At 68.6% G+C, this 21,761-nt stretch carries 22 protein-coding genes; 12 read left to right on the top strand and 10 right to left on the bottom strand.

Features of this window, described 5'->3' with window-relative positions; genetic code table 11:
* The first annotated feature begins 47 nt into the window (after nt 1-47).
* The 4 genes from LDO27_RS19750 to LDO27_RS19735 all read left to right on the top strand — a co-directional run bounded on the left by LDO27_RS19750 (nt 48) and on the right by LDO27_RS19735 (nt 2,683).
* Nucleotides 48-893: an ATP-binding protein gene (locus LDO27_RS19750; protein ID WP_224043590.1), complete on the top strand. Its 846-nt coding sequence runs from the start codon at nt 48-50 to the stop codon at nt 891-893.
* A gap of 175 nt (nt 894-1,068) precedes the next feature.
* Nucleotides 1,069-1,461 (top strand): hypothetical protein, encoded by a 393-nt coding sequence (locus LDO27_RS19745; RefSeq protein ID WP_224043588.1) that lies wholly within the window; start codon nt 1,069-1,071, stop codon nt 1,459-1,461.
* Nucleotides 1,462-1,550: 89 nt separating this feature from the next.
* Nucleotides 1,551-2,141 (top strand): hypothetical protein, encoded by a 591-nt coding sequence (locus tag LDO27_RS19740; protein ID WP_222207089.1) that lies wholly within the window; start codon nt 1,551-1,553, stop codon nt 2,139-2,141.
* Between the two features lie 83 nt (nt 2,142-2,224).
* Nucleotides 2,225-2,683, top strand: a complete 459-nt coding sequence (locus tag LDO27_RS19735; RefSeq protein ID WP_224043586.1) for a PRC-barrel domain-containing protein — start codon at nt 2,225-2,227, stop codon at nt 2,681-2,683.
* A gap of 50 nt (nt 2,684-2,733) precedes the next feature.
* On the opposite strand, the gene ku is transcribed toward LDO27_RS19735, so the two are convergent.
* From ku to LDO27_RS19710, 5 genes are all read right to left on the bottom strand, one after another.
* A complete protein-coding gene (ku, locus tag LDO27_RS19730; RefSeq protein WP_224043585.1) occupies nt 2,734-3,717 on the bottom strand; it encodes a non-homologous end joining protein Ku in 984 nt (327 codons plus the stop codon).
* Nucleotides 3,718-3,793: 76 nt separating this feature from the next.
* Nucleotides 3,794-5,944, bottom strand: coding sequence for a hybrid sensor histidine kinase/response regulator (locus tag LDO27_RS19725; RefSeq protein ID WP_222207092.1), 2,151 nt, complete (start codon nt 5,942-5,944; stop codon nt 3,794-3,796).
* Nucleotides 5,945-6,145: 201 nt separating this feature from the next.
* Nucleotides 6,146-6,532 carry a hypothetical protein gene (locus LDO27_RS19720; RefSeq protein WP_224043578.1) on the bottom strand — a complete coding sequence of 129 codons (387 nt, stop codon included), beginning with the start codon at nt 6,530-6,532 and terminating at the stop codon, nt 6,146-6,148.
* A 134-nt stretch (nt 6,533-6,666) separates the two neighbouring features.
* On the bottom strand, nt 6,667-9,600 hold the full coding sequence (ligD, locus tag LDO27_RS19715; protein WP_224043576.1) for a DNA ligase D: 2,934 nt from the start codon (nt 9,598-9,600) through the stop codon (nt 6,667-6,669).
* 353 nt (nt 9,601-9,953) lie between these two features.
* Entirely contained in the window at nt 9,954-10,094 is a 141-nt protein-coding gene (locus tag LDO27_RS19710) for a hypothetical protein (RefSeq protein WP_224043574.1), read from the bottom strand.
* On the opposite strand from LDO27_RS19710, the gene LDO27_RS19705 reads away from it, so the two are divergent.
* Nucleotides 10,088-10,453, top strand: coding sequence for a hypothetical protein (locus LDO27_RS19705; protein ID WP_222207094.1), 366 nt, complete (start codon nt 10,088-10,090; stop codon nt 10,451-10,453). The two genes, LDO27_RS19710 and LDO27_RS19705, sit on opposite strands and share 7 nt — an antisense overlap.
* 81 nt (nt 10,454-10,534) lie before the next feature.
* On the opposite strand, the gene LDO27_RS19700 is transcribed toward LDO27_RS19705, so the two are convergent.
* The 3 genes from LDO27_RS19700 to LDO27_RS19690 form a co-directional block, all read right to left on the bottom strand.
* Nucleotides 10,535-10,768, bottom strand: coding sequence for a hypothetical protein (locus LDO27_RS19700; protein WP_224043572.1), 234 nt, complete (start codon nt 10,766-10,768; stop codon nt 10,535-10,537).
* Nucleotides 10,769-11,113: 345 nt separating this feature from the next.
* Nucleotides 11,114-11,359: a hypothetical protein gene (locus LDO27_RS19695; protein ID WP_222207097.1), complete on the bottom strand. Its 246-nt coding sequence runs from the start codon at nt 11,357-11,359 to the stop codon at nt 11,114-11,116.
* Between the two features lie 117 nt (nt 11,360-11,476).
* A complete protein-coding gene (locus tag LDO27_RS19690) occupies nt 11,477-12,778 on the bottom strand; it encodes a cation:proton antiporter (protein ID WP_224043564.1) in 1,302 nt (433 codons plus the stop codon).
* A 278-nt stretch (nt 12,779-13,056) separates the two neighbouring features.
* Here LDO27_RS19690 and LDO27_RS19685 point away from each other — a divergent pair, with 278 nt between their 5' ends.
* Nucleotides 13,057-13,377 (top strand): hypothetical protein, encoded by a 321-nt coding sequence (locus LDO27_RS19685; protein WP_224043562.1) that lies wholly within the window; start codon nt 13,057-13,059, stop codon nt 13,375-13,377.
* Between the two features lie 21 nt (nt 13,378-13,398).
* Here LDO27_RS19685 and LDO27_RS19680 read toward each other — a convergent pair whose 3' ends face one another.
* Nucleotides 13,399-14,010 (bottom strand): phospholipase D family nuclease, encoded by a 612-nt coding sequence (locus tag LDO27_RS19680; protein WP_224043561.1) that lies wholly within the window; start codon nt 14,008-14,010, stop codon nt 13,399-13,401.
* Nucleotides 14,011-14,178: 168 nt separating this feature from the next.
* Here LDO27_RS19680 and LDO27_RS19675 point away from each other — a divergent pair, with 168 nt between their 5' ends.
* The 6 genes from LDO27_RS19675 to LDO27_RS19650 all read left to right on the top strand — a co-directional run bounded on the left by LDO27_RS19675 (nt 14,179) and on the right by LDO27_RS19650 (nt 19,440).
* A complete protein-coding gene (locus tag LDO27_RS19675; RefSeq protein ID WP_222207101.1) occupies nt 14,179-14,385 on the top strand; it encodes a dodecin in 207 nt (68 codons plus the stop codon).
* Between the two features lie 421 nt (nt 14,386-14,806).
* The gene (locus LDO27_RS19670) at nt 14,807-15,505 is read left to right on the top strand and encodes a 3-oxoacid CoA-transferase subunit A (protein ID WP_224043559.1); all 699 of its coding nucleotides are present in this window, start codon (nt 14,807-14,809) and stop codon (nt 15,503-15,505) included.
* Nucleotides 15,506-15,524: 19 nt separating this feature from the next.
* Entirely contained in the window at nt 15,525-16,172 is a 648-nt protein-coding gene (locus LDO27_RS19665; RefSeq protein WP_222207103.1) for a CoA transferase subunit B, read from the top strand.
* A 49-nt stretch (nt 16,173-16,221) separates the two neighbouring features.
* Nucleotides 16,222-17,424, top strand: coding sequence for a 3-oxoadipyl-CoA thiolase (gene pcaF / locus LDO27_RS19660; RefSeq protein WP_222207104.1), 1,203 nt, complete (start codon nt 16,222-16,224; stop codon nt 17,422-17,424).
* 225 nt (nt 17,425-17,649) lie between these two features.
* The gene (locus LDO27_RS19655; protein WP_222207496.1) at nt 17,650-18,381 is read left to right on the top strand and encodes an SDR family NAD(P)-dependent oxidoreductase; all 732 of its coding nucleotides are present in this window, start codon (nt 17,650-17,652) and stop codon (nt 18,379-18,381) included.
* A 57-nt stretch (nt 18,382-18,438) separates the two neighbouring features.
* Nucleotides 18,439-19,440, top strand: a complete 1,002-nt coding sequence (locus LDO27_RS19650) for a Bug family tripartite tricarboxylate transporter substrate binding protein (protein ID WP_222207105.1) — start codon at nt 18,439-18,441, stop codon at nt 19,438-19,440.
* A gap of 46 nt (nt 19,441-19,486) precedes the next feature.
* Here the strand turns inward: LDO27_RS19650 and LDO27_RS19645 are convergent, their stop codons facing one another.
* The gene (locus LDO27_RS19645) at nt 19,487-21,661 is read right to left on the bottom strand and encodes an ATP-binding protein (RefSeq protein WP_224043558.1); all 2,175 of its coding nucleotides are present in this window, start codon (nt 21,659-21,661) and stop codon (nt 19,487-19,489) included.
* Nucleotides 21,662-21,761: the final 100 nt, after the last annotated feature.

Here is a 21,761-nt window from a genome sequence, read left to right as displayed (position 1 = left end):
ACAAACCTTTCCGCCCGCGATGGTGGTTCATCACAACCTGAGTGCCCATGTCTGAGCGGCCCCAATTCTCCCCCTCCTCCGAGCAGCATGCGGCTGCGGGGCGCGACGACGGCGGCGCGGTACCCGCGCCCTCCGAGGCGATGCCGGAGGCTTCGGGCGTCGGATCGGCAGCGGAAGTGGCCTCGCTGATCGACCAGGTGGCGCACGACCTGCGCTCCGCCCTGAACGGCATCCAGAGCTGGGCCTATGTGCTGGACCACTCGCTGGACGCCGCGCCCCCGCCCGCGCAACGCGCGCTGGCAGGCCTGCGCACCGCCATGCAGCTGGTACTGATCGAACATATGGAGGAGTCGGTGCGGCTCCTGGCGGACGACGCGCCGCCGCTGTGGCAGCCCACGGAGCTGAAGGCCGCTGTCAACGCCGCCATCGATGGCGTGCGCCCGGCCACCGAGCCGCGCCGCATCGCGCTGCCCGAGGTGGTGGTGGACGCCGTGAACGGCAATGCCGACACCACGGTCCAGGGCGACCCGCGCCGGCTGGAACCGCTGTTGCGCCATCTGCTGCTGCACTGCCTGAAGCAGGCGCGCAACGGCGACACCATCACGGTACGGCTGACGCCGTCGGACGAGGAGGTCCAGCTGCGCATCACCGAGAGCCACGTCCATGGCAGGCGCGCCGAGGAGCGCGTGTCCACACTGACGGACTTCTTCGGGCGCCGCGCCGTGCCGGGCAGCCGCACGCCGCCGCGGCAGAGCTCGGGGCTGATGCTCACGCGGCGGATGGTGGAAATGCTGGGCGGGCGTCTGGCCGCCGAGCAGGAGGACCAGTGTTCGGCCAACCATGGGAACGTCTGTATCGCCGTGATTTTCCCGAGGGCGCCTCGGCCGCATTGACTTGGGCCGCCGCACGCCGCGGTGCCCCGCCGCGCCACTGTACTTTTTACCGCTTCTGCATAAAAGTGCACCTAGGGACGCTGCAAATTCCCCGCGTTTTCCCTATTTTCCCGGCTTTCCCGACTGGCCCGTGCCTTGCATAGCCATGGTGGGTACACCTCGAAAGGAGTCCACCATGCAGAAGGCCAAATCCGCCGCCTCCACCTCCGCGAAGCCCGCCGCCAAAAGCACTGCGAAGAGCAGCGCCGGGACCGGCAAGGCGTCGTCCGACGCCCAGAAGAAGCCATCCGCGATGGAAGGGCGCGATGCCGATGAAGGCAGCAAGACTTACCAGGGCGCCGTCGACGAATCGCTGGAGATGACCTTCCCGGCCAGCGACCCGATTTCGCCCAGCGCAGCCATGCACGCCGAGAAGCAGACCGCGACTTCCCAGGACGACACGGACTGGGAGCTTCCCCCGGGCAGCGAACACCAGCCCCCGGAAAAGCCGGCCGCCAAGCGCGCCGGCAAGACCGACGGCAAGTCCGACGCCGACAGCAAGTCCGCCAAGGCCAAGTCGGGCAAGTAGACCGCGCGCCGGGCGTCCGGGACCCCAACCACCCAAGACCCCCGCGCAGCGCCGCCGGCGCTGCGTTCGCTTGATCCGCAGGAGAAGCCATGTCGCTCATCATTGCCGGTCGCTTCGACACATTCGTCGCCGCGGAAGCTGCCGCCGGCCAGCTTTTTTCGCGCGGCTTTCAGGAAGACGACGTCACCCTCTTCTTTGTCAATCCGGCCGGCCAGCACGGCCGCTTTCCGATCGGCGGCGATGTGAAGGTCGATGCCGGCGCCAAGAAGGCCGGCGCGGGTGCTGGCCGCGGCATCGTGATCGGTGCGATCGCCGGTGCCGTGCTGGGCGCGGTGGCGCTCGCGCTGATGCAGGCGTCGGTGCTCGTCATGGCGTTGGCCACGGGCCTGGGCGCCTATCTCGGTTCGCTGGTCGGCGCGCTGGCCATGACGCGCGATGGCGCCTCCAATGCGCCGCGCGAGGAAAACCTGCCGGCGACCAACACCATCGACGGCAAGACGGAACGCGATGCGGGCGTGCTGCTGGCCGTGCGCGTCGACGAGAACAACCGGCAGACCGCGGCCGACGTGCTGCGCGAGGCTGGCGCGATGGATCTGGAACGCGCCTATGGCCGCTGGAGCGAGGGACGATGGGTGGACTTCGATCCGCTGGTGCCGCCCGTGCCGGCCAGCCGGCCGTGAATTCACCCCGCTTCACCCGTTGATCGCGCGGCCGTTGCCGCCGGTCGCGTACCAGGTTCACCACCGAGCAGGAGGTAATGCAGATGAATCCAGTTGAACCCCCCACCGGCGATCTTCCCACCGGCGGCGCCGCCATCGTCGGCGACATCGACGAGAACCGCAGCGGTCCTGGCCCCTTCGTGATGGCCGCCGATACGCTGGAAGGCAACAACGTGATCGGCCCCGGCGGCGAGGACCTCGGCACCATCGACCACATCATGCTCGATGTGCGCGGCGGCCGCGTGGCCTACGCCGTGCTGTCGTTCGGCGGCTTCCTCGGCATCGGCGAGAAGCTGTTCGCGGTGCCGTGGTCCGCGCTGACACTGGATACCCGCCGTAAATGTTTCGTGCTCGGCGTGGACAAGGAAAAGCTGCAGGCGGCGCCCGGCTTCGACAAGGAGCACTGGCCGACCATGGCCGATTCGCAGTGGGCCACCAGCATCCATGATTACTACGGCGCTTCGCCGTACTGGAAGGAAGATCGCTACGATCCGTGGGCCTGAGCGTCGATGCCGCGCCGGTGGTCAAGCCGCCCCCGGCGCGGGCGCCCGGCTCAGGCTGTCTTGCGCTGAGCCGCCTTGGTCGCCGGCCGCTTCGCTGAAGCGGCCGTTTTCTTTTTCGCCGGTGCCCGCTTGGTGCTGGCCTTCGTGCTTTTCTTCGCGGCAGGCTTCTCCGCTTTCTCCGCTTTCTCCGGCTTCTCGGCCTTCGCCGATTTGCCCGCCGCCTTGCCGTCGCCGCCGCGCTGGGCAATGCTCTGCTTGAGCAGCGCCATCATGTCGATGACGTCGGCGGACTTGCGCGTGCCGGTGTCGCCCGCGTCCGCGGGCGTGAGCACATGGGTCTTGCCGGCCGAGATCTTTTCCTCGATGCGCTTGAGCAGATCGTCGCGGTAGGTATCGCGGTAGGCCTCGGGGGACCAGTCTTCCTGCATGTCCTCGACCAGTCTCGCCGCCATCTCGATCTCGCGCGGACTGACGCCGGCACTCTTGGTGCCGCCAGCAGGCAGGCGCAGGTCGTCCATCGGCAGCACTTCCTCGGCCCAGCGCATCGTGTTGAGCACCAGCGCCTGGTCCAGCACCAGCACCGCGGCCAGATGCTGCCGGTTGTGGATCACCACCAGCGCAAGCGCCGCGCGGCCGGTCTGGCGCAGGGTCTCGCGCAGCAGCGCGTAGCCCTTGTCGCCGCGCTTGTCCGGCTCCAGGTAGTAGGGCGTCTCGAAGTAGTACGGCGGAATCCGGTCCGCCTCGACGAAGCTGACGATGTCGACCGTCTGCGTGGCCTCCACGTTGGCCTGGCGGAAGTCTTCCGGCGACAGCAGCACGTACTCGCCTTTCTCGTACTGGTAGCCCTTGACGATGTGGTCCTTGTCGACCGTCTTGCCGGTGCGCTTGTTCACCCGCTGATAGCCGACCGGCGACATGTCACGCTCGTCCAGCCAGTCGAAGTCCAGCGCGTTGTCGCGCGCGGCCGCCTTCAGCACCACGGGGATATTGACCAGGCCGAACGAGATGGCGCCCTTCCAGATGACGCGTGGCATGGCAGTTCTCCCGCTAGTGGCGCCCGTAGGCGAAGCGCGCCGCCCGGCGCGATCTGGTGCGTTGCGCCGTCATCGCTCAGGCGCGCTGCGGCGGGGGCGGGGGAATGTCGCCCGGCGGCGGATCCATGACGGGCTCGTGCGGATCGGGATCGGGCACCTCGGGGCCGGGCGGCACCGGCGGGGTATCCGGCGTGGTGTCGGGTTCGGGCGTGGTATGCATGGTGGTCTCCTTGTCTGTCTTGTCGGCAGGTGCGGAAGCGGCGCCGTCGCCGGAAGCGCCGCCATCGGCGTTCAGCACCCGCGACAGCTCTTCCAGGTCGACCGGCTTGGTCAGGTGATGGTCGAACCCCGCCGCCTTGGTGCGCACCCGGTCGGCCGGCTGGCTGTAGCCGGTCAGGGCGATGATGCGCATGTGGGCGAGGTCCGGGATGGCGCGCAGCCGCTGCGCGATCTCGAAGCCATCCATGCCCGGCATTCCCAAATCCAGCAGGACCACGTCCGGCTTGTACTTGAGCGCGCGGACCATGGCGGCACCGCCGTCGAGCGCGGTGATCACGGTGTGGCCCAGGGCCTCCAGCGTCATCGCCATCGCTTCGAGCGCATCGACGTTGTCGTCGACCACCAGCACGTTGCGGGGACGGCCGGCGGGTTGGTGCAGCGAGCGCGTTGACGGCTTCCAGCTGCGCCACGGCTCCACCGGCAGCGACACGATAAAGGTGCTGCCGTGGCCGGGGCCCGCACTTTCGACCGAGAGCCGGCCGCCGTGCAGGCTGACCAGCTTGTGTACCAGCGACAGGCCGATGCCCGGGCCATCGCCGCCCGAGACGGCGACCGCCCCGGAGTCCGTGGTGGCGAAGCTGTCCCGCATCGCGCGCACGCGTTCGGGCGACAGGCCCGTGCCGTTGTCGGTGATCCGCACCGTCACCATGCCCTGATCGGCGGTGACATCCAGCGTCAGCAATCCGTCGGGCGGGGTGTACTTGGCAGCGTTGTTCAGCAGGTTGCCGAAGATCTGCGTAAGGCGGACCAGATCGCCGCGCACCGGCATCGGTCCCTCGGGCACCGACAGCCGCAGCGTGTGGTTGCGCGATTCGATCAGCGGCTTGACCGTCTCCACGGCGGTGCTCAAGGCGTTGCGCAGCTCGACCAGGTCGTGCCGCAGCACGATGCGGCCCTGCGTGAAGCGGGAGATGTCGAGCAGGTCGTCCACCAGCCGGGTCAGGTGATAGAGCTGGCGCGCGATGATGTCGCGCGCCTTGAAGTTGTCTTCGCGCGACGGCGCCAGATGCATCATCAGATCCGCGGCGCTGCGCATCGGCGCGAGCGGGTTGCGCAGTTCGTGAACCAGCATCGCGAGGAAATCGTCCTTGCGGCGCTCCTCCTCGACCAGCATCTTCTCGGCGCGCTTCTGCTCGGTGACGTCCTCGCAGACGCCGGCCACGCGATAAAGCTCGCCCTTGACGTTGGTCACCGGGAACGCGCGCGCGCGCACCTGGCGCGCCTCGCCGTCGGGGCGCAGCAGCGAGAACTCGATGTCCAGGCGGCCATCGCGCAGCATGGAGTCGCACGCGGTGCGAACGCGCTCGCGGTCCCTGGGGTCGATCCACTCGAAGCTGCGGCTCCCGCCGTTCTGCAGCGCCTCGGGGGGACGCCCGCTCAGCGCGAAAAACGCCGGACTGACGAACAGGAAACGCCGTTCGGCCGGATCGAAGATCCACAGCACATCGGAGAGGTTGTCGGCCAGCTGCCGGAACAGCAGTTCATTGTCGCGCAGGGCCTGCGACGTCCGGTGATACGCCTCCTCGGCCTGGCGCAGCCGCAGCAGCGCCTTGACGCTGGCCACCAGTTCCTCCGGCTCGACCGGCTCGACCAGATAGCTGTCGGCGCCGTGATCCAGCGCCTCGGCGCGGTAGCGGGGATTGCTGGTGTTGCCCGAGGTATGCAGGATCAGCGTGCGGCCGCTCTCGGGGTCGTCCTTGATCAACTGACACACCCGCAGGCCGTCGATGTCGGGTAGCCGCATGTCCAGCAGCACCAGGTCGGGACCATAGCGGCGCACCAGCGCAAGCGCCGACTCGCCTGTGCTCGCTTCCAGCACGGCGTAGCCGGCGCGGCGCAGGATGCGGCTCTTCACATAGCGGGACCCATCGTTGTCATCCACCACCAGCAGCAAAGGGCGCGTCGCGTCAGCGGGACCGGGCGTGGACGGAGGGGGTTGACTATTCATGGCGTGTTCAGGGATATCGTTTTTCAAATCAGCCTGTTGCATTCGGCGAGGTCCGGGCTCCCGGGCACGGACCGCCGGTCTACGCATGGTGTGTTGTAGGAATTACCAGCGTGCCGAAAGACGTGTTGTAAAGAATGCGTGGCTCCGCAGATCCCGGCGTTACCCGCCGGGAAGGTCTGACCCTCCAGTGGTCCGGGCGCCTCAACGGCGTTGCGCTTCGCCAGAGTGAGCCTCCGCGCTAGGTGCGGTGCCCCCGCGCGGGCCGCTGGTGCCGGGCGCTTCGACTGCCTTCTGGGGCAAGTCGCCGGGAGCGGTCTGCGAGGTGGGGGTGCTGGGGCCCTTGCCGAAACGGGCGGCAATGGTGTCCTGCACCTTGCCCAGCGCCTCCGCCTGGCGCTTGGCTTCCTCGGCTTCGCGAGCCTTCTTGGCGTCGGCCGCCTGCTGCTGCTCCGGTGTTGGCGGGGGCAGCTTCGCATGCGCGGGCAGGGCGCCCAGCGCGGCGGCAAAGGCGGCTGCGGCCAGCCACGGTCGAGGGGCAAGGGCGCGGGCGACGGAGGTCGCGAAGTTGGCAAACGGAGAACGGTTCATAGGGCCTCCCTGCGGCGAACGGTCGTGATGCGCCCGCGGCCGGGCAGGCCGGCGAGCGTTTCCATGCGCACAGAGTGGCAAGAACCGTGCCCTCCGCGGTGCCGGCTGCACCCGCCGCGTCGGGGCCCTTCAGTTCAGTCGGCGCGGATGCGCTTGATGGCAGCGGCGAGGGTTTGGCGCGTGGACGCGTAGCCGGCCCAGGGATCGTCGTCCGCCATCTCGTTCACCCGCGCGATGGCGTCGTCGATGGTCCATTGCGCGCCCGAGCGCAGCGATTTGAGTTCTTCCCAATGGATCGGCATGGAGACGCCCAGCCCCGGGCGGGCCCGCGCCGAGAAGGCGGCCGCCGTGGTGGCGCCTCGGCCGTTGCGCAGGTAGTCAATGAAGATCTTGCCGACGCGGTTGCGCGGCCCGCTCTTGGCCACGAAGCGTTGGGGGATGGTCCGGGCCATATGGACCACCACGTCCTGCGAGAACGCTTTCACCTCGTCCCACTCCAGCTTGCGCTGCAGCGGCACGACCACGTGCAGCCCCTTGCCGCCGCTCGTTTTCAGGAACGGCACCAGACCCAGCTCCTCCAGCATGGCTCGCGTGAGGGCGGCCGCCTCGGTGACGTGCTGCCAGGGTACGCCCTCGCCGGGGTCCAGGTCGAAGACGATGCGGTCCGGCTTCTCGATGCTGCGCTTGTCCGCATTCCACGTGTGGAATTCGATGACGTTGAGCTGCGCGGCGGCCACCAGCCCGGTCTCGGTCGCGACCTCCAGCAGCGGCGGGTGCTCCGGCCAGAGGCTGGGGTCCAGCTGCCGGATGCCGGGCATGCGCAGCGTGTCGCCATGCTTCTGGAAGAACAGCTCGCCGCCCACGCCCGTGGGGCCGCGCACCAGCGCCACCGGGCGCCCGGCCAGGTGCGGCAGCATGACCGGTCCGACGGCCTCGTAGTAGCGGACCAGGTCGCCCTTGGTCAGTCCCGTCGACGGGTCGATCACGCGGTCGGCATGGCTTACCTTGATGCCGCCGATCGTGCCGGCGCCGCCCTTGCCGCCAGAGCGGGCCGCGGCAGCGCCCGTGGTCCCCCCCGGGGCGGGGCGGCCGGCCTTGCCCGCGGCGGGCCCGGCTTTGGCGGCGGCCCTGGCCCCGCGCGGCGGCGAGCCGCCGCTATCGCTGTCGGGCGGTGGCACCGCCTTCTCCCGGCCGATCGCGCCCGCGCTCTTGTCGGTGCGCAACCCATGGAACACGGAGTGCCGGATCAGGCCGTCCTTGGTCCAGGCGCCGAACGAGACCTCGGCCACGAGCTTGGGCCGCACCCATAGTCCCTTGACGCCCGTGGGCACGTGGTGGAAGGGCGCTGCCTCGGCGCGCACGGCGTCCAGTTTCCTGCGGATGTCCTGCAGCGTATCGGTATCGAAGCCGGTTCCGACCTTGCCCGCGTACACGAGCCGTCCCTGTTCGTCATGGATGCCGAGCAGCAGCGCCCCGATGCCGGTGCGGCTGCCCTGCGGCTCGGTGAAGCCGCCGATGACAAACTCCTGGCGCTCGCTGCATTTGAGCTTGATCCAGCTGTCCGAGCGGCGGGACACGTACGGCGCGTCGAGCCGTTTGCCGATGACGCCCTCGAGCCGCAGCCGGCACGCCGCCGTCAGGATCTCGCCCGCGCCCACCTCGAAGCTTTCGGAGAAGCGCACGCGGTGCGGCGGAGCATCGGACTGGAACAGGCGCCGCAGCAGCGCGCGCCGTTCCACCAGGGGTACCTTGCGCAGATCGTGTCCCGCGTAGAAGGGCAGATCGAACACGAAGTACTGGATGCTGTCGGTGCGCGCGCTGTCAAACGCGTTCTGCAGCGCCTGGAAATCGGTGTTGCCATCCTCGCCGACGACCACGATCTCGCCGTCCAGCCAGCCCGACGGCAGGCCGAGCGCTGCGACCTGCTGCGCCAGCGATTTGAGCTTCGCGGTCCAGTCGTGGCCGTTGCGGGTGAACAGCGTCACCTTGCCGCCGTCGACGCGCGCCAGGATGCGATAGCCGTCGAACTTGACCTCGTAGACCCATTGGTCCGGATGGGCCGGGGCTTCGCTCACCAGCGTGGCCAGTTGCGGCGCGAGCGTCAGCGGCAGCGGGCCGGGGCGCGCCCCTTCGGGCAGCGCCGCGTCGTCGCGCTTGCCGCGTGCGCCGCGCTTCGCGGGACGCGGGGCGTCGTCCCTCTCGCCCTCGTCCACATCCTCGTCCTGCTCGAGTTCCTCGACGGCCGCGGCGACGCGCGACGCCTTGGCGCCCGCCGCGCCGGCCGCTGTCTTCTTCGCCTTCGTGGCGCCGGCGGCCGGCATGACGCCGGACAGCACGCTGTCCGGCAGCGCCTGCGTGATGTCGAACTCCGCGGCCGGACGCGCCCAGTCGTCGCGCTCCTTGATCAGCAGCCAGGGCTCCTGGCGCGCGTCGGCGCGGTTCTTCATCTTCACCAGGGTCCAGCCGCCGTGCAACTTCTCGCCCTGCAGCTCGAACTTCAGCTTGCCGCTGCGATAGCCTTCGTGCGGATCACCGACCGGCACCCAGGTGCCTCGGTCCCAGACGATCACGGTGCCAGCCCCATACTGCTTTTCCGGTATCACGCCTTCGAAGCTCGCGTATTCGAGGGGGTGGTCTTCGACATGCACGCCCATGCGTTTGTCCGCGGGGTCCAGGCTCGGCCCCTTCGGGATGGCCCAGCTTTTCAGCGTGCCGTCGAGTTCCAGCCGGAAGTCGTAGTGCAGACGGCGCGCGGCGTGCTTCTGAATCACGAAGGACAGCGCGGGCGTTTTTTTCGCGCGTGTCGCGCTCTTGCGCGCCGGCTCGCCCGCCGCGCCGCTGGGCTCGCTGGTCGTGCCGAAGTCCCGCATGCCGCGATATCGCGCGAGCGGGTCCGCCGCCACGTCATGCTTTGCCGGCGCCGTCTTCCGAGGCTTCGGATCCTTCGCTGTCTTTGATGTCCTCGCTGTCTTCGATGTCTTCGCTTTCTTTGCAGGCGTCGCCGTCTTCGCGGCCTTCGCAGACTTCGTGGCGGCGCGCGGTGTCGAGGCGGTTGGGCTCCTGGCCATATGAACGCTCCGTTAAGACGTCGTTGATGCCACGCGCTGCAACGCGCGACGCTATGTGCGGGTTCTAAGTGTGCTTATAAGACACAGCGGTGAAGGGGAACCATCGGGCCACGTCCTACAGTCCTCGAGGCGCGCGACTCGCGCCATGAACTTTATGCAGCCGCTGGTAAAAAGTACGAAACAGAAGCGGTCCCCGATGTCGAGCACGCGGCACACCGCGCGCTTGCGGTGACGGGTTGCCGGGCGCAAATGCGCTTGCCCACGCGAAGCGCGAACGCGGCAACGTGCACGGCGCAGCGCATGTTGGCATGGGTTTCGCGTCGTTTCCCCTTGGTTGCGCATCGCCCGACAACCTAGAGCGATGCCGGCAACACGTAGTCTTGTCCGTCAACGCCCAGCGGTGCGGACTGCTTATTCACCGTCCTGCGCAGGGGTTTGCCGCGGCTTGCCGCGGCCAGCGTCTCGCAGGCATAGCAGGAGTGATTCAATGACATTGCAAAGCCTCTCCAAATCCGCGCTCGTAGCCATGGTTCTGGCGGGCTCGTGCATCACGGTGGCCCAGGCACAGACCAGCACTGCGCCGACGACGCAGTACAGCCCCGCAGGCGATCCGGCGCCAGGGGGCACCCGCGACCCGTATACGAGCGGCGCGCGTACCGACCGCTTCGATCCTTACACCCAGGGCGCGAACCAGTCCACGCGCCAATCGCTTGCGCCGACGGGCGCCGAGTCGATGTCGGGCACGTATGGGGCGCATGGGTACATGGGCAGCGACGACACGCACTATCACGACCTTTACACGCTCGGCTCGCGCGTCGGCCGGCGCAGCCAGTTCCTCGACGGCGGCAATTGAGCCGCTAATGGAACCCGCCAACTGAGCGGCGGCCCGGCGGCAAGATGTGCGCCGGGCCGTGTTGCTTTTATCCGTGCTGTCTCAGCGGCACGGCGGAAACACGCACCACGATCCGTCGCGGTGCCGGAAGAAGATGATCGACAGCAACTCCCCGGCACGCTCGACGGCGACGCTGACGTAGGGCACGCGTCCGGCACCCGTGCGGCCGAAAGCGGTGACGCGGGCGGGTCCTTCGGCCACCGGTAGCCACTTGCGCACCATGGGACGCAGCGAGCGCTCGCTGGAACGCTTCCCGGATTCCTCTCGTATCCTCATGCACCGATCTCCCGTTCACGAAGCCGGACCAGGCTGGTCCGGACGCGGCGCGCGTGCGCGCGGTCCATGCCTGTAGCCTAGGACGGCAGCGTGCCGCTGGCCGTCGGCGCGGCCGACATGGCCGCGGCAGGCCGGCCGATTTCCTTGTCAGCGAAAGACCACAACCGCGGGGGCCGACCGCGCACGGATTGGACGCACGGATGGCAAAGAAAAGCCGGGTTGGATCTGGTTTTCCAACCCGGCATCCGAGGCCTGAGCCTCGACACTGTCCGCGCCCCGCGAACGGGGCGGCGCTGCGGCAGGCAGCGTGTCAGCGCATTATTTCAGCATCAGGTGTCGTGGGCCTTACTTGCGTTGGCCCTGGCCGCCCCCCTGGCTGCCTTGCTGGCCTTGCTGGCCTTGCTGACCTTGCTGGCCCTGCTGTCCCTGCTGACCTTGCTGCGGCTGGCCGCTGCGTTGGTCTTGCGTGCCCGACTGGCCTGACTGGTTGCCCTGGTTCTGGCCTTGCTGGCCGCCCATGCCGGATTGCTGCTGCGGTTGCTGTTGCTGCTGCTGACCACCGGAGGATTGACCTGGCTGTTGCTGTTTCATCACTGTCTCCATGTCGCGGCGGAACTGCCGCAACCGGAAAGGTGCAAGGGATATGCCAACGGCGTGACGGGCGATCCAAGGATGGCTCACGGCATGACGACCGCGCCGCACTGGCGCCTAGCGCCGCATGCGCTGATACATCTGCATCAGCGGCGTGGCCGTCGAGCCATGCAGCACGATGGAGACCACGACCGTGCATAGCGTGATGTGCAGAAGCAGGTCGGCGGCGGGAAGCCCGGGCGCGTGGGCCATCGCGTAAGCAAGGTAGTACAGCGATCCGATGCCCCGGATGCCGAACCACGCCGTCAGGCGCCGCTGCGCGGGACGCAGTCGCATGCCTGCGGTGGACGCATAGACGGACAGCGGCCGGATCAGCATGATCAGCAGCAGCGCAACGCCCAGGCTCTGCACACTGAAGCTTTCGCGCGTCAGCATGGCGCCGACGATCAGGGTCACGCACAGTTCCGCGAGGCGCTCCACATCCAGCGAGAATTCCGAGACGGTCTGCGCCAGATAGGCCGCGGCCTTGTTCTTGTGCGTCGCGATCTGTTCGAGCTCCTTGTGCTGCATCGGCCCGATGACGTCCTCAGGCGGCGTGGACGGGTTCTCCTGCCGCTCCACCTGCCGCATCGCCACGCCGGCGGCGAACACCGCCAGGAAGCCGTAGGTGTTCGCCGCGAGCGCGGCACCATAGGCAAGTCCGATCAGCCCCAGCGTAAAGAAGCTCTCCAGGCCGACCGCTTCGTGAAAGCGCATGCGCAACGCGAGAACCGTCCTGCTCGTGAGCCATCCCAGCACCGTGCCGATGCTCAGCCCGCCGAGGGTGGCCCAGATCAGGTCCACGCCGATCCAGCGCGTCAGACCGCTGCCCAGTTCATGATGGCCGAGCAGGCCAAGCCCCAGCATGATGAACGGAAACGCCGTCCCGTCGTTCAGGCCGCCTTCGCCCGTCAGTCCCATGCGCACCAGATCCCGGTCCTCGGTGGTCGCCATCTGCACGTCGGAAGCCAGCACCGGATCCGTCGGCGCGAGAATGGCACCGGCCAGTATCGCGATGCCGAGCGGCATGCCGAGCCATCCCATGCCGAGCGCAGCGACACCGGCGATGGTGAGTACCATCGCCACGGTGGCGAGCCGGATCGGCAGGCGCCAGACGGGGTACAACATGCGGATGCGCAGGCGCAGGCCGACGCCGAACAGCGATATCAGCACGGCCACTTCGGTGATCACTTCGAGCGCGCGGACGTGATCCGGGTCGTGCAGGTCCAGCACGATCAGCCCGGCGCCGGCCGGACCGAGCGCTACGCCGAACACCAGGTACAGCGCCGATGCGGAGATGGGCAGGCGCCTGACCACCGAGCCGATCAGTCCCATGGTCACCATCAGTCCGCCGATCACCAACGCCCACGTTGCGAACACGCTCGTCTCCGTATGGCAGTGGCGGCGGCCGCGAGCGGAGCGCCCACGCGATGTGCGCAGCGGCCGGCCGCCTGCCCTAATCGATCCAACTTAGCCCACACGGCAACGCGGCAGTGTCCGGCGCAGTCGCAGACCGCTGTAGGCCAACATCGGTAACGCTGGCGCCGTTCGACATCCATCGCGCGGGAACGGAGTTTGCGTGTTCGAGGTGGACAGCGGTCGACTTGCCGCGGCAGCGGCACGACCGATAACAACGACGATGACCACAGGAGCAAGCGATGAGCGATACCGCAGGCGACAAGAACGGCTCGCGCACGGGCGTCAAGAAGAGCGAAGCCGGCAAGGCGACCGCAGGCCCGGACGGCACGGTGCCCGACAAGGAAGCGAACCCGCCGGGCACTCGCGCGCAGGACGGCCAGTCCGACGCGATGCCCCGGCTGCCGCACGAGCGTGACGAAACTCACCAGAGCCAGCACAGCGGCCCGCGTCCGGTGGTCGAGCAGGCCGCGAGCGACAAGGAGCGCGGACTCGAGGAAACCGACCTGTACGGCTCGCGCGGTCAGCGGGTGCCGCCTCCCGACAACGGCGGCAAGCAGTAGGCCGCGAGCGCCTGCCCGATGCTAGTAGGGCTGCGACACGCGCTCGCGCGTGCGCCAGTTCTCGACGTAGCGATCGACCAGGCGGGCATCGCCGCGGATCAGGATGCCGTTCTCGGTGTTGCGCTCCTCGGCCGACTTGGTGAAATTGAAGGAGCCGGTAAAAACTGCCTCCTTGTCGAAAATCATCACCTTGTTGTGGGCGATCGCCGGCTTGCGGTCGATCAGTACCGCGATACCCTGGTTCTTCAGGAAGGTCGCGCTGGTATAGCGCTCGGATACCTGGCTCTTGTCCACGATCACGCGCACATCGACACCGCGCTTGCGCGCATGCAGGATGGCCTGCGCGATGGGCTTGCTGGTAAACGAATACGCCTGGACCAGCAGGCTGCGGCGGGTGCGGTCGATGGCGTCGATCAGCAGGTCCTGGCAGCTGGCGCCGTCGGGGGTGAAGCACAGCGTGTAGGTCGCGCCATCGGAGAAGGCGCGCGGCTTTTCCTCGGTGAACGGCTGCAGGCTGCGCTGGAAGGCGGCCGACACGGAGGGCGCAAGCGACGCGACGGCGTCGGCGGCGGTGGCGGAAGCGGCCGGATGGGCCGCAAGCATTCCCGCCAGCAGGGCGAGACAGGACGTCAATGGGCGTAGGCGCGGAAACACAGAAGTCACGATGTCGGCAAGGGCCGGCAGGCTAGCAGCCTATGCGTTGCGTGACAAGGCGTGACGTATGAAGGTCAGTGCGGTCGCGGGCCGAGGCGCACCGCGGTCTTTTTTCTTTATCAACCGGCAGATGCCAAGGAGAGTGAGATGTCGAACCATACCTACAAGCTTGTCGAAATTGTTGGCTCGTCGCCGGACGGCGTGGACGCGGCCATTCGCAGCGCCGTGTCCAAGGCCGCGGAGACGATCCAGAACATGGAGTGGTTCGAAGTGGTCGAGACGCGCGGCCATATCGTCGACGGCGCGGTGGCCCATTTCCAGGTCACCATCAAGGTCGGCTTCCGCGTGAACTGAGGCCCGGAAGGGGCGGCCGTGGCCGCCCCTTTCTTCCATGCCGCCCGCTTTCCGCACGCCGTCGCAGGACGGTGCGCGGGGCGGGCGGCGTCCGTTGGGGCCGCCTTGACCTGCCGATGCCGCAGGTGTAACCTCGTGTTCAATTAGCGAATTGAAGTTCGTAATTCGAACAACAGGTGGCCGGGCTGCCGATGTCGAACCGCGGACGCAATCGCACGGACCGCCGCAAAGAGCGAACAGGCCCCCAAGAGCCGCACGAAGTCCAACCAGATTCAGGTCTGCTAGCCACGTCCGCCGTGCCCGCCCTTTGCGGTGCCGAGCCGGACCCCTCGCCTGGCCAGTCCTCCGGAGACAGCACGTTCGCGCCGCGCCTTGCGGCAGCTCCGGTCGACCAGGACCGGGCTTTCGAACTGGAACGCACGTGATCAACAAGCTTTTTGACTCGGTGGAAGCGGCGGTGGCCGATATCCACGATGGCGCCACCATTCTCATCGGCGGCTTTGGCCTGGCGGGTATGCCGGCCGAACTGATCGACGCCCTGATCGCCCACGGTGCCCGCGATCTGACCATCGTCAACAACAATGCCGGCAACGGCGAGACGGGCCTGGCGGCCCTGCTCAAGGCCAAGCGCGTGCGCAAGATCATCTGCTCGTTCCCGCGCCAGGTCGATTCCTATGTGTTCGACTCCCTGTATCACGCGGGCGAGATCGAACTGGAACTGGTGCCGCAGGGCAACCTGGCGGAGCGCATCCGCGCCGCCGGCGCCGGCATCGGTGGCTTCTTCACCCGCACCGCCTACGGCACGCCGCTGGCCGAGGGCAAGGAAACGCGCATCATCGACGGCCAGGGCTATGTCTTCGAGTCCCCGATCCATGCCGACTTCGCGCTGATCAAGGCCGACACCGCCGACCGCTGGGGCAACCTGACCTATCGCAAGACCGCCCGCAACTTCGGCCCGATCATGGCCATGGCCGCCAAATGCGCCATCGTGCAGGTCAGCCGCGTCGTGGAACTCGGCGAGATGGATCCCGAGCACATCGTCACGCCGGGGCTGTTCGTCAAGCGCGTGGTCAAGGTGGGCGCCGCCGGCGCATCCGCCGAGAACGCCAACGCCGCCTGAAGCGCAAAGGAGAAACGATATGCAACGCCTGACACGCGATCAGATGGCCGCGCGCGTGGCCAAAGACATTCCGGACGGTGCCGTGGTGAACCTCGGCATCGGCCTGCCCACGCTGGTCGGCAACCATTTGCCGGCCGACAAGGAAATCCTGCTGCACAGCGAGAACGGCCTGCTGGGCATGGGCCCGGCGCCCGCGCCCGGCGAGGAAGACGGCGACCTGATCAATGCCGGCAAGCAGCCCGTGACCATCAAGGCCGGCGGTTCCTACTTCCACCATGCCGACTCCTTCGCCATGATGCGCGGCGGCCATCTGGACTACTGCGTGCTCGGCGCGTTCCAGGTTTCGCAAGGCGGTGACCTCGCGAACTGGCACACCGGCGCCGCTGGCGCGATCCCCGCGGTGGGCGGTGCGATGGACCTGGCCATCGGGGCCAAGCAGGTGTTCGTCATGATGGAGCACCTGACCAAGCAGGGCGAGAGCAAAATCGTGCCGGAGTGCACGTATCCGCTGACCGGCATCGGCTGCGTGACGCGCGTCTATACCGATCTGGCCACCATCGACGTGACGCCCGACGGCCTGGTCGCGCGCGACCTGGTCGAGGGACTGACCTTCGAGGAACTGCAGCGCCTGACCGGCGTGCCGCTCAAGCAGGCCCAACCCGCCTGAACGGGTTCGCGCCGATATCCACGACAAACACGAGACAGACGAGACAACCATGACCGAAGCCTTTATCTGCGACGCCATCCGTACCCCCATCGGCCGCTACGGCGGCAGCCTGTCCGCGGTGCGCGCGGACGACCTGGGCGCGGTGCCCCTGAAGGCGCTGATGGCGCGCAACCCGAACCTGGACTGGTCCGCGATCGACGACGTGATCTACGGCAACGCCAACCAGGCCGGCGAAGACAACCGCAACGTGGCGCGCATGTCGCTGCTGCTGGCCGGCCTGCCCGAGAGCGTGCCGGGCGCCACCATCAACCGCCTGTGCGGCTCCGGCATGGATGCCACGGGCACGGCCGCGCGCGCCATCCGCGCCGGTGAAGCGGGCCTGATGATCGCCGGCGGCGTCGAGAGCATGAGCCGCGCCCCGTTCGTGATGGGCAAGGCCACCACGGCCTTCTCGCGCGATGCGCAGATCTTCGACACCACCATCGGCTGGCGCTTCGTCAACCCCGCCATGCGGGCGGCCTACGGCGTCGATTCGATGCCGGAGACGGCCGAGAACGTCGCCACCGACTACAAGGTAAGCCGCGAAGACCAGGATCTGATGGCGCTGCGCAGCCAGGAGAAGGCCTCGCGCGCGCAGGCCGACGGCACGCTGGCGCAGGAGATCACCGCGGTCTCGATTCCGCAGAAGAAGGGCGAGGCCATCGTGGTCGAGCGCGACGAGCACCCGCGCGCCACCAGCATGGAAGCGCTGGCCCGGCTCAAGGGCGTGGTCCGCCCGGACGGCACCGTGACCGCCGGCAACGCCTCGGGCGTCAACGACGGCGCGTGCGCCCTGCTGCTGGCGAGCGAAGCCGCGGCGAAGCAGCACGGCCTCACGCCGAAGGCCCGCATCGTCGGCATGGCCACCGCCGGCGTCGCGCCGCGCGTGATGGGCATCGGCCCGGCGCCCGCCACGCAGAAGCTGCTCAAGCAGCTCGGCATGACGATGGACCAGATCGATGTGATCGAGCTGAACGAAGCGTTCGCGGCCCAAGGCCTGGCGGTGCTGCGCCAGCTTGGCGTGGCCGATGACGACGCCCGCGTGAACCCCAACGGCGGCGCCATCGCGCTGGGCCACCCGCTCGGCATGAGCGGCGCGCGCCTGGTGACCACCGCGATGTACCAGCTGCACCGTACCGGCGGCCGCTTCGCCCTGTGCACGATGTGCATCGGCGTGGGCCAGGGCATCGCCATGGTGATCGAGCGCGTCTGAGCGCCCGCGTTCGGGCCGGCATCTGCCGGCCCTGACCCTCTTGCCCTCAAGTCGGCCGCGGGGTCTGCCGTTATAGCCAGCAGGAAACGGCTCGGCGGCATCCGTCGCGGCGTCTCAGGTTTCCCAACGCAGTAAAGCTTAGCGGCCGGGCCGACTGGCTCGCCGGTCCCGCCGCGTCCTTTTTGCGCATGCCCGGTACGTTACCGTGCCGGAGTGGAGTCAATGATGTCTCTTCCCGTCGCCACGCTGGTGACCGGCGCCAGTTCCGGCATTGGCCGTGCCATCAGCGAGATGCTGCTGGCCGATGGTGTGACCCAGGTCGTCAACGTCGACTATGTCGCGCCTGACTGGTCGCATCCCAACATGACGTTTTTCCAGGCTGACCTGACCGATGCCGCCGCCACGCGCGCGGTGGCGCAGCAGGTGACCTCGCGCTTTGCCGTGACCCGGCTGGTCAACAATGCCGGCGCCACGCGTCCCGGCACCGCCGACACCGCCAAGGTGGAAGACCTCGACTACGTGGTGGGTCTGCACCTGCAGGCGTCCCTGCTGCTGACGCAGGCGTGCCTGCCCGCGATGCGCGCGGCCGGCTTCGGCCGCGTGGTCAACATGGCGTCGCGCGCCGCGCTGGGCAAGCCGGAACGCGTTGTGTATTCCGCCACCAAGGCCGGCCTGATCGGCATGACCCGCACACTCGCGATGGAGCTTGGGGGCGATGGCATTACTGTGAACGCCGTCGCGCCCGGTCCCATCGCCACCGAACTGTTCCGCCGCAGCAATCCCGAGGGCAGCGAACAGACCCGTCGCATCCTCGCGAGCATCGCGGTGAAACGCATGGGTACGCCAGAGGACGTGGCACGTGCCACGCTCTTCTTCCTTTCCCCTGAAAACGGTTTTGTCACCGGACAAGTGCTGTACGTCTGTGGCGGGACCACATTGGGCGTTGCGCCCGTATAACAAGTCAAGGCGCGCCGCGGCGTGCCGGCCTGACACACTCTCTCCCTGGAGCACACGATGAAGTTCAACACCCAACCCTCGCGCCGGCGCCTGCTGGCCGCCGGTGTGGCGCTGGCCGCCGGCTTTGCCGGCGTGTCCGGCTCGGCCTTCGCGCAAGGCACGTACCCGACCAAGCCGATCACCATGATCGTGCCGTTCTCCGCCGGTGGCACCACCGACATCCTGGCCCGCATCGTCAGCCTGCAACTGGGCAAGGCGCTCGGCCAGCCGGTGGTCGTGGACAACCGTCCGGGCGCAGGCGGCAATATCGGCGCGTCGCTCGCCGCGAAGGCACCGGCGGACGGTTATACGCTGTTCATGGGCACCATCGGCACGCACGCGATCAACCAGTCGCTGTACTCGAAGCTGCCGTACGACCCGGTCAAGGACTTCGCGCCGATCACCCGCGTGGCCATGGTGCCGAACGTGGTGGTGGTGAACCCCGCCGTGCCGGCGAAGAACATCAAGGAACTGATCGCCTACGTGAAGGCGAATCCGGACAAGCTGTCGTACGGTTCGTCGGGCAGCGGCTCGTCGATGCACCTGTCGGGCGAGCTGTTCAACTCGATGACGGGCCTCAATATCCAGCACATCCCCTACAAGGGCAGCGCGCCGGCGGTCAACGACCTGCTGGGCAACCAGATCGGCCTGATGTTCGACAACCTGCCGTCGTCGTACCAGCACGTGAAGGCCGGCAAGCTGCGTGCGCTGGCCGTGACCTCGGGCAAGCGTTCGCCCGCGCTGCCGGACGTGCCGACCGTCGCCGAAGCCGGCGTGCCGGGCTATGAGGCAACCTCCTGGTTCGCGCTGTACGCCACCGGCGGCACGCCGCAGGCCATCGTCGATCGCCTGAACGCCGAAGTGGTCAAGATCCTGGCCATGCCGGAAGTCAAGAAGCAGATGGACGGCCAGGGCGCCGAGCCGAATCCCGAGAAGCCCGCGCAACTGGCGGCCTTCATGAAGGCGGAAACCGCCAAGTGGGCCAAGGTGGTGAAGGCTTCGGGCGCAACGGTGGACTGATCCCCAACGCGCTTCGCAAGCAGCACGCAGTTCGCAACGAGCCGGCCTAGCGCCGGCTCGTTGCATTGGCGGCGCCGGTTCCGCACGGGACGTCTGTCCAGGCCCGCAGCGCGCGCGACAGCTGCGCGACGCCGTTGGCCAGCGCCGCCGTGTCGTGCCGGCGCAGCGCGAGTTCCAGAGCGTGGCAGCAGCGCGCCACGCGCTCGCAAGCGGCCATCCGCGCGGCCCCCTTGATACGGTGCAGCGCGGACCCGAAGGCATGCCAGTCCGCATCGCGCACGGCCTCCTGGAGCGAGCGCAGGTCCGCGGCGTTGGTCGACTGCAGCAGCTCGCGCAGGCGGTCGCGCCCGCGCGCACGGGCCACACCGAGGTCGACGGGCGTGGCACATGGCGCGTGGCATGCGCGGCCGGACGCCAGACGCAGCAGCAGCCTGCCGAGCTGTTCGATATCCACCGGCTTGACCAGGCACGCATCCATGCCGGCCTGCCGGGCGCTGGCCTCGTTCTCCGGGCTCGGGTCGGCCGTATAGCCGATCACGGGCTTGCGCGGCCAGTGGTGCCGCCGCTCCAGCGCGCGCCATCGCCGCACCGCTTCGAAGCCGTCCACGACGGGCATATTGCAGTCGATCACGAGCGCATCCAGTTCCTCGCGCCGCGACTGCGCCAGCCCGAGCGCCTGGGCCCCGTCGCTGGCGAAGATGGCTTCGTGCCCCAGGTACCGGAGCTGACGTGCCAGCAGCAGGCGGCAGACGTCATGGTCGTCGATCACCATGACGCGCAGGCGCACCGCGCGCTGCGCCGGCCGCCGCGCCGCGTGCCTGCGCGCGCGCTGGCAAGGCCCGGCATGGCGGGGCAGCACCAGCGACAGCGTGGCCACCGTGCCGACCCCCGGCTCGCTGTCCACCTCCAGGTCGCCGCCCATCTGCCGCGCCAGTTGCCGCGCCATCGGCAGGCCGAGCCCGGTGCCGGGGATGCCGCGCGCCGTGGCGGCACGGAAGAATGGTTCGAACAGGCGCGGCAGTTCGGTGCGGTCGATCCCCATGCCCTGGTCGCGAACGGTCAGGCGCAGGCGGTCGCCCTGGGCGGTTTCGCCGCAGTGCTCCAGCGCGATCGAGATCTCGCCTTGCGCGCTGAACTTGATGGCGTTGCCGATCAGGTTGGCAAGGATCTGCCGCAGCCGCGCCGGGTCCGCCAGATGCCGGTGCGGCATGGGCGCGGCATGCGCATTGAGCCGCAGCCCCTTGTCCGTGGCCATGGGCCGGTACATCCGTACCGCTTCCCACAGCAGCGAGCCGACATGGACGGCCTCGGGCCGGATGGCGGGGCCGCGCTCGCCGGTGCGGGCGATGGCCAGCATATCGTCCACCAGCCCGAGCAAGGCGCGCGCCGCGCCGTGGGCGGTGGCCAGCTGGCGCCGGACACCGCCACGCAGGCCGTGCTGGCGCAGCAGCATATCGAGGATGCCGATCAACGCCTGCAGGGGCGTGCGTATCTCATGGCCCGCCATCGCCAGCGCGGAGGGCTGGGCGATGCCGGCATCCGCGCAGTCCGCTGCAGGGCTGATGTCGACGAAGCCGCCCATCATTCCGGCCACGCCGCCATCGGCGGCGATCAGCGGGCGGGACCAGTGCCGCACGCGAATCTCGCGATCCCCGCTGCGCCAGCTGTGGCCGCAGCGGATCGGCCGCCGGGAGGCCAGCATTCGCTGGTCTTCCTGCCGTATTGCCATCGCCACCTCCGCCGGGATGGCGCTCGTCCGGGCGTCCGCCTGATTCAGCGTCTTGCCGAGCAACTGGTCGCGGCAGATGCCGAGGAAGCGCTCGTAAGCCGTGTTGCAGCCGATCAGGCGGGCCGAACCGTCGCAGAGATAGATCGGGTCGGGCAAGCCTTCGAACAGGGCCGCATCGAAAGCCATGCAGACGCGCAGCGTGCGGGTGGCCCGCGTCAGATGCCGGCCGCGGCGCCGCAATGCGAACAGCGCCGCCAGCAGCGCCACCGCGCTCACTGCCAGCATCAGCACGGCCCACATCAGCCACGCCCGCAGCGACATGCCGGCGAGCAGCTCCGGGGGCCGGGGAAACGCAGCGGCAGGCAAGGCCGGCAGCGCATCCCCGTTGCCCTGCCGGGCCGCGATCCGCGCACCGGCAAGGGACGCTTCACGCCTGAGCGGCATCACCACCTTGTCGTCCCCATAGCGCAACGCCACGGAGGTCGTTGTCATGGCCGGGGGAGGGGCCGCATGCGCCGGGGCCGGGCCGCCGCGCGTGGCCGCCCGCGCCATCTGGCCCGGCAGCAACGCCACGCACACCGCCGCCGCGCAA

This window comes from Cupriavidus respiraculi, from assembly GCF_914271545.1.
GTDB lineage: Bacteria > Pseudomonadota > Gammaproteobacteria > Burkholderiales > Burkholderiaceae > Cupriavidus > Cupriavidus respiraculi.
Note: the sequence above shows the minus strand (reverse complement) of the source record. Positions and strands in the feature narration are given on the sequence as shown.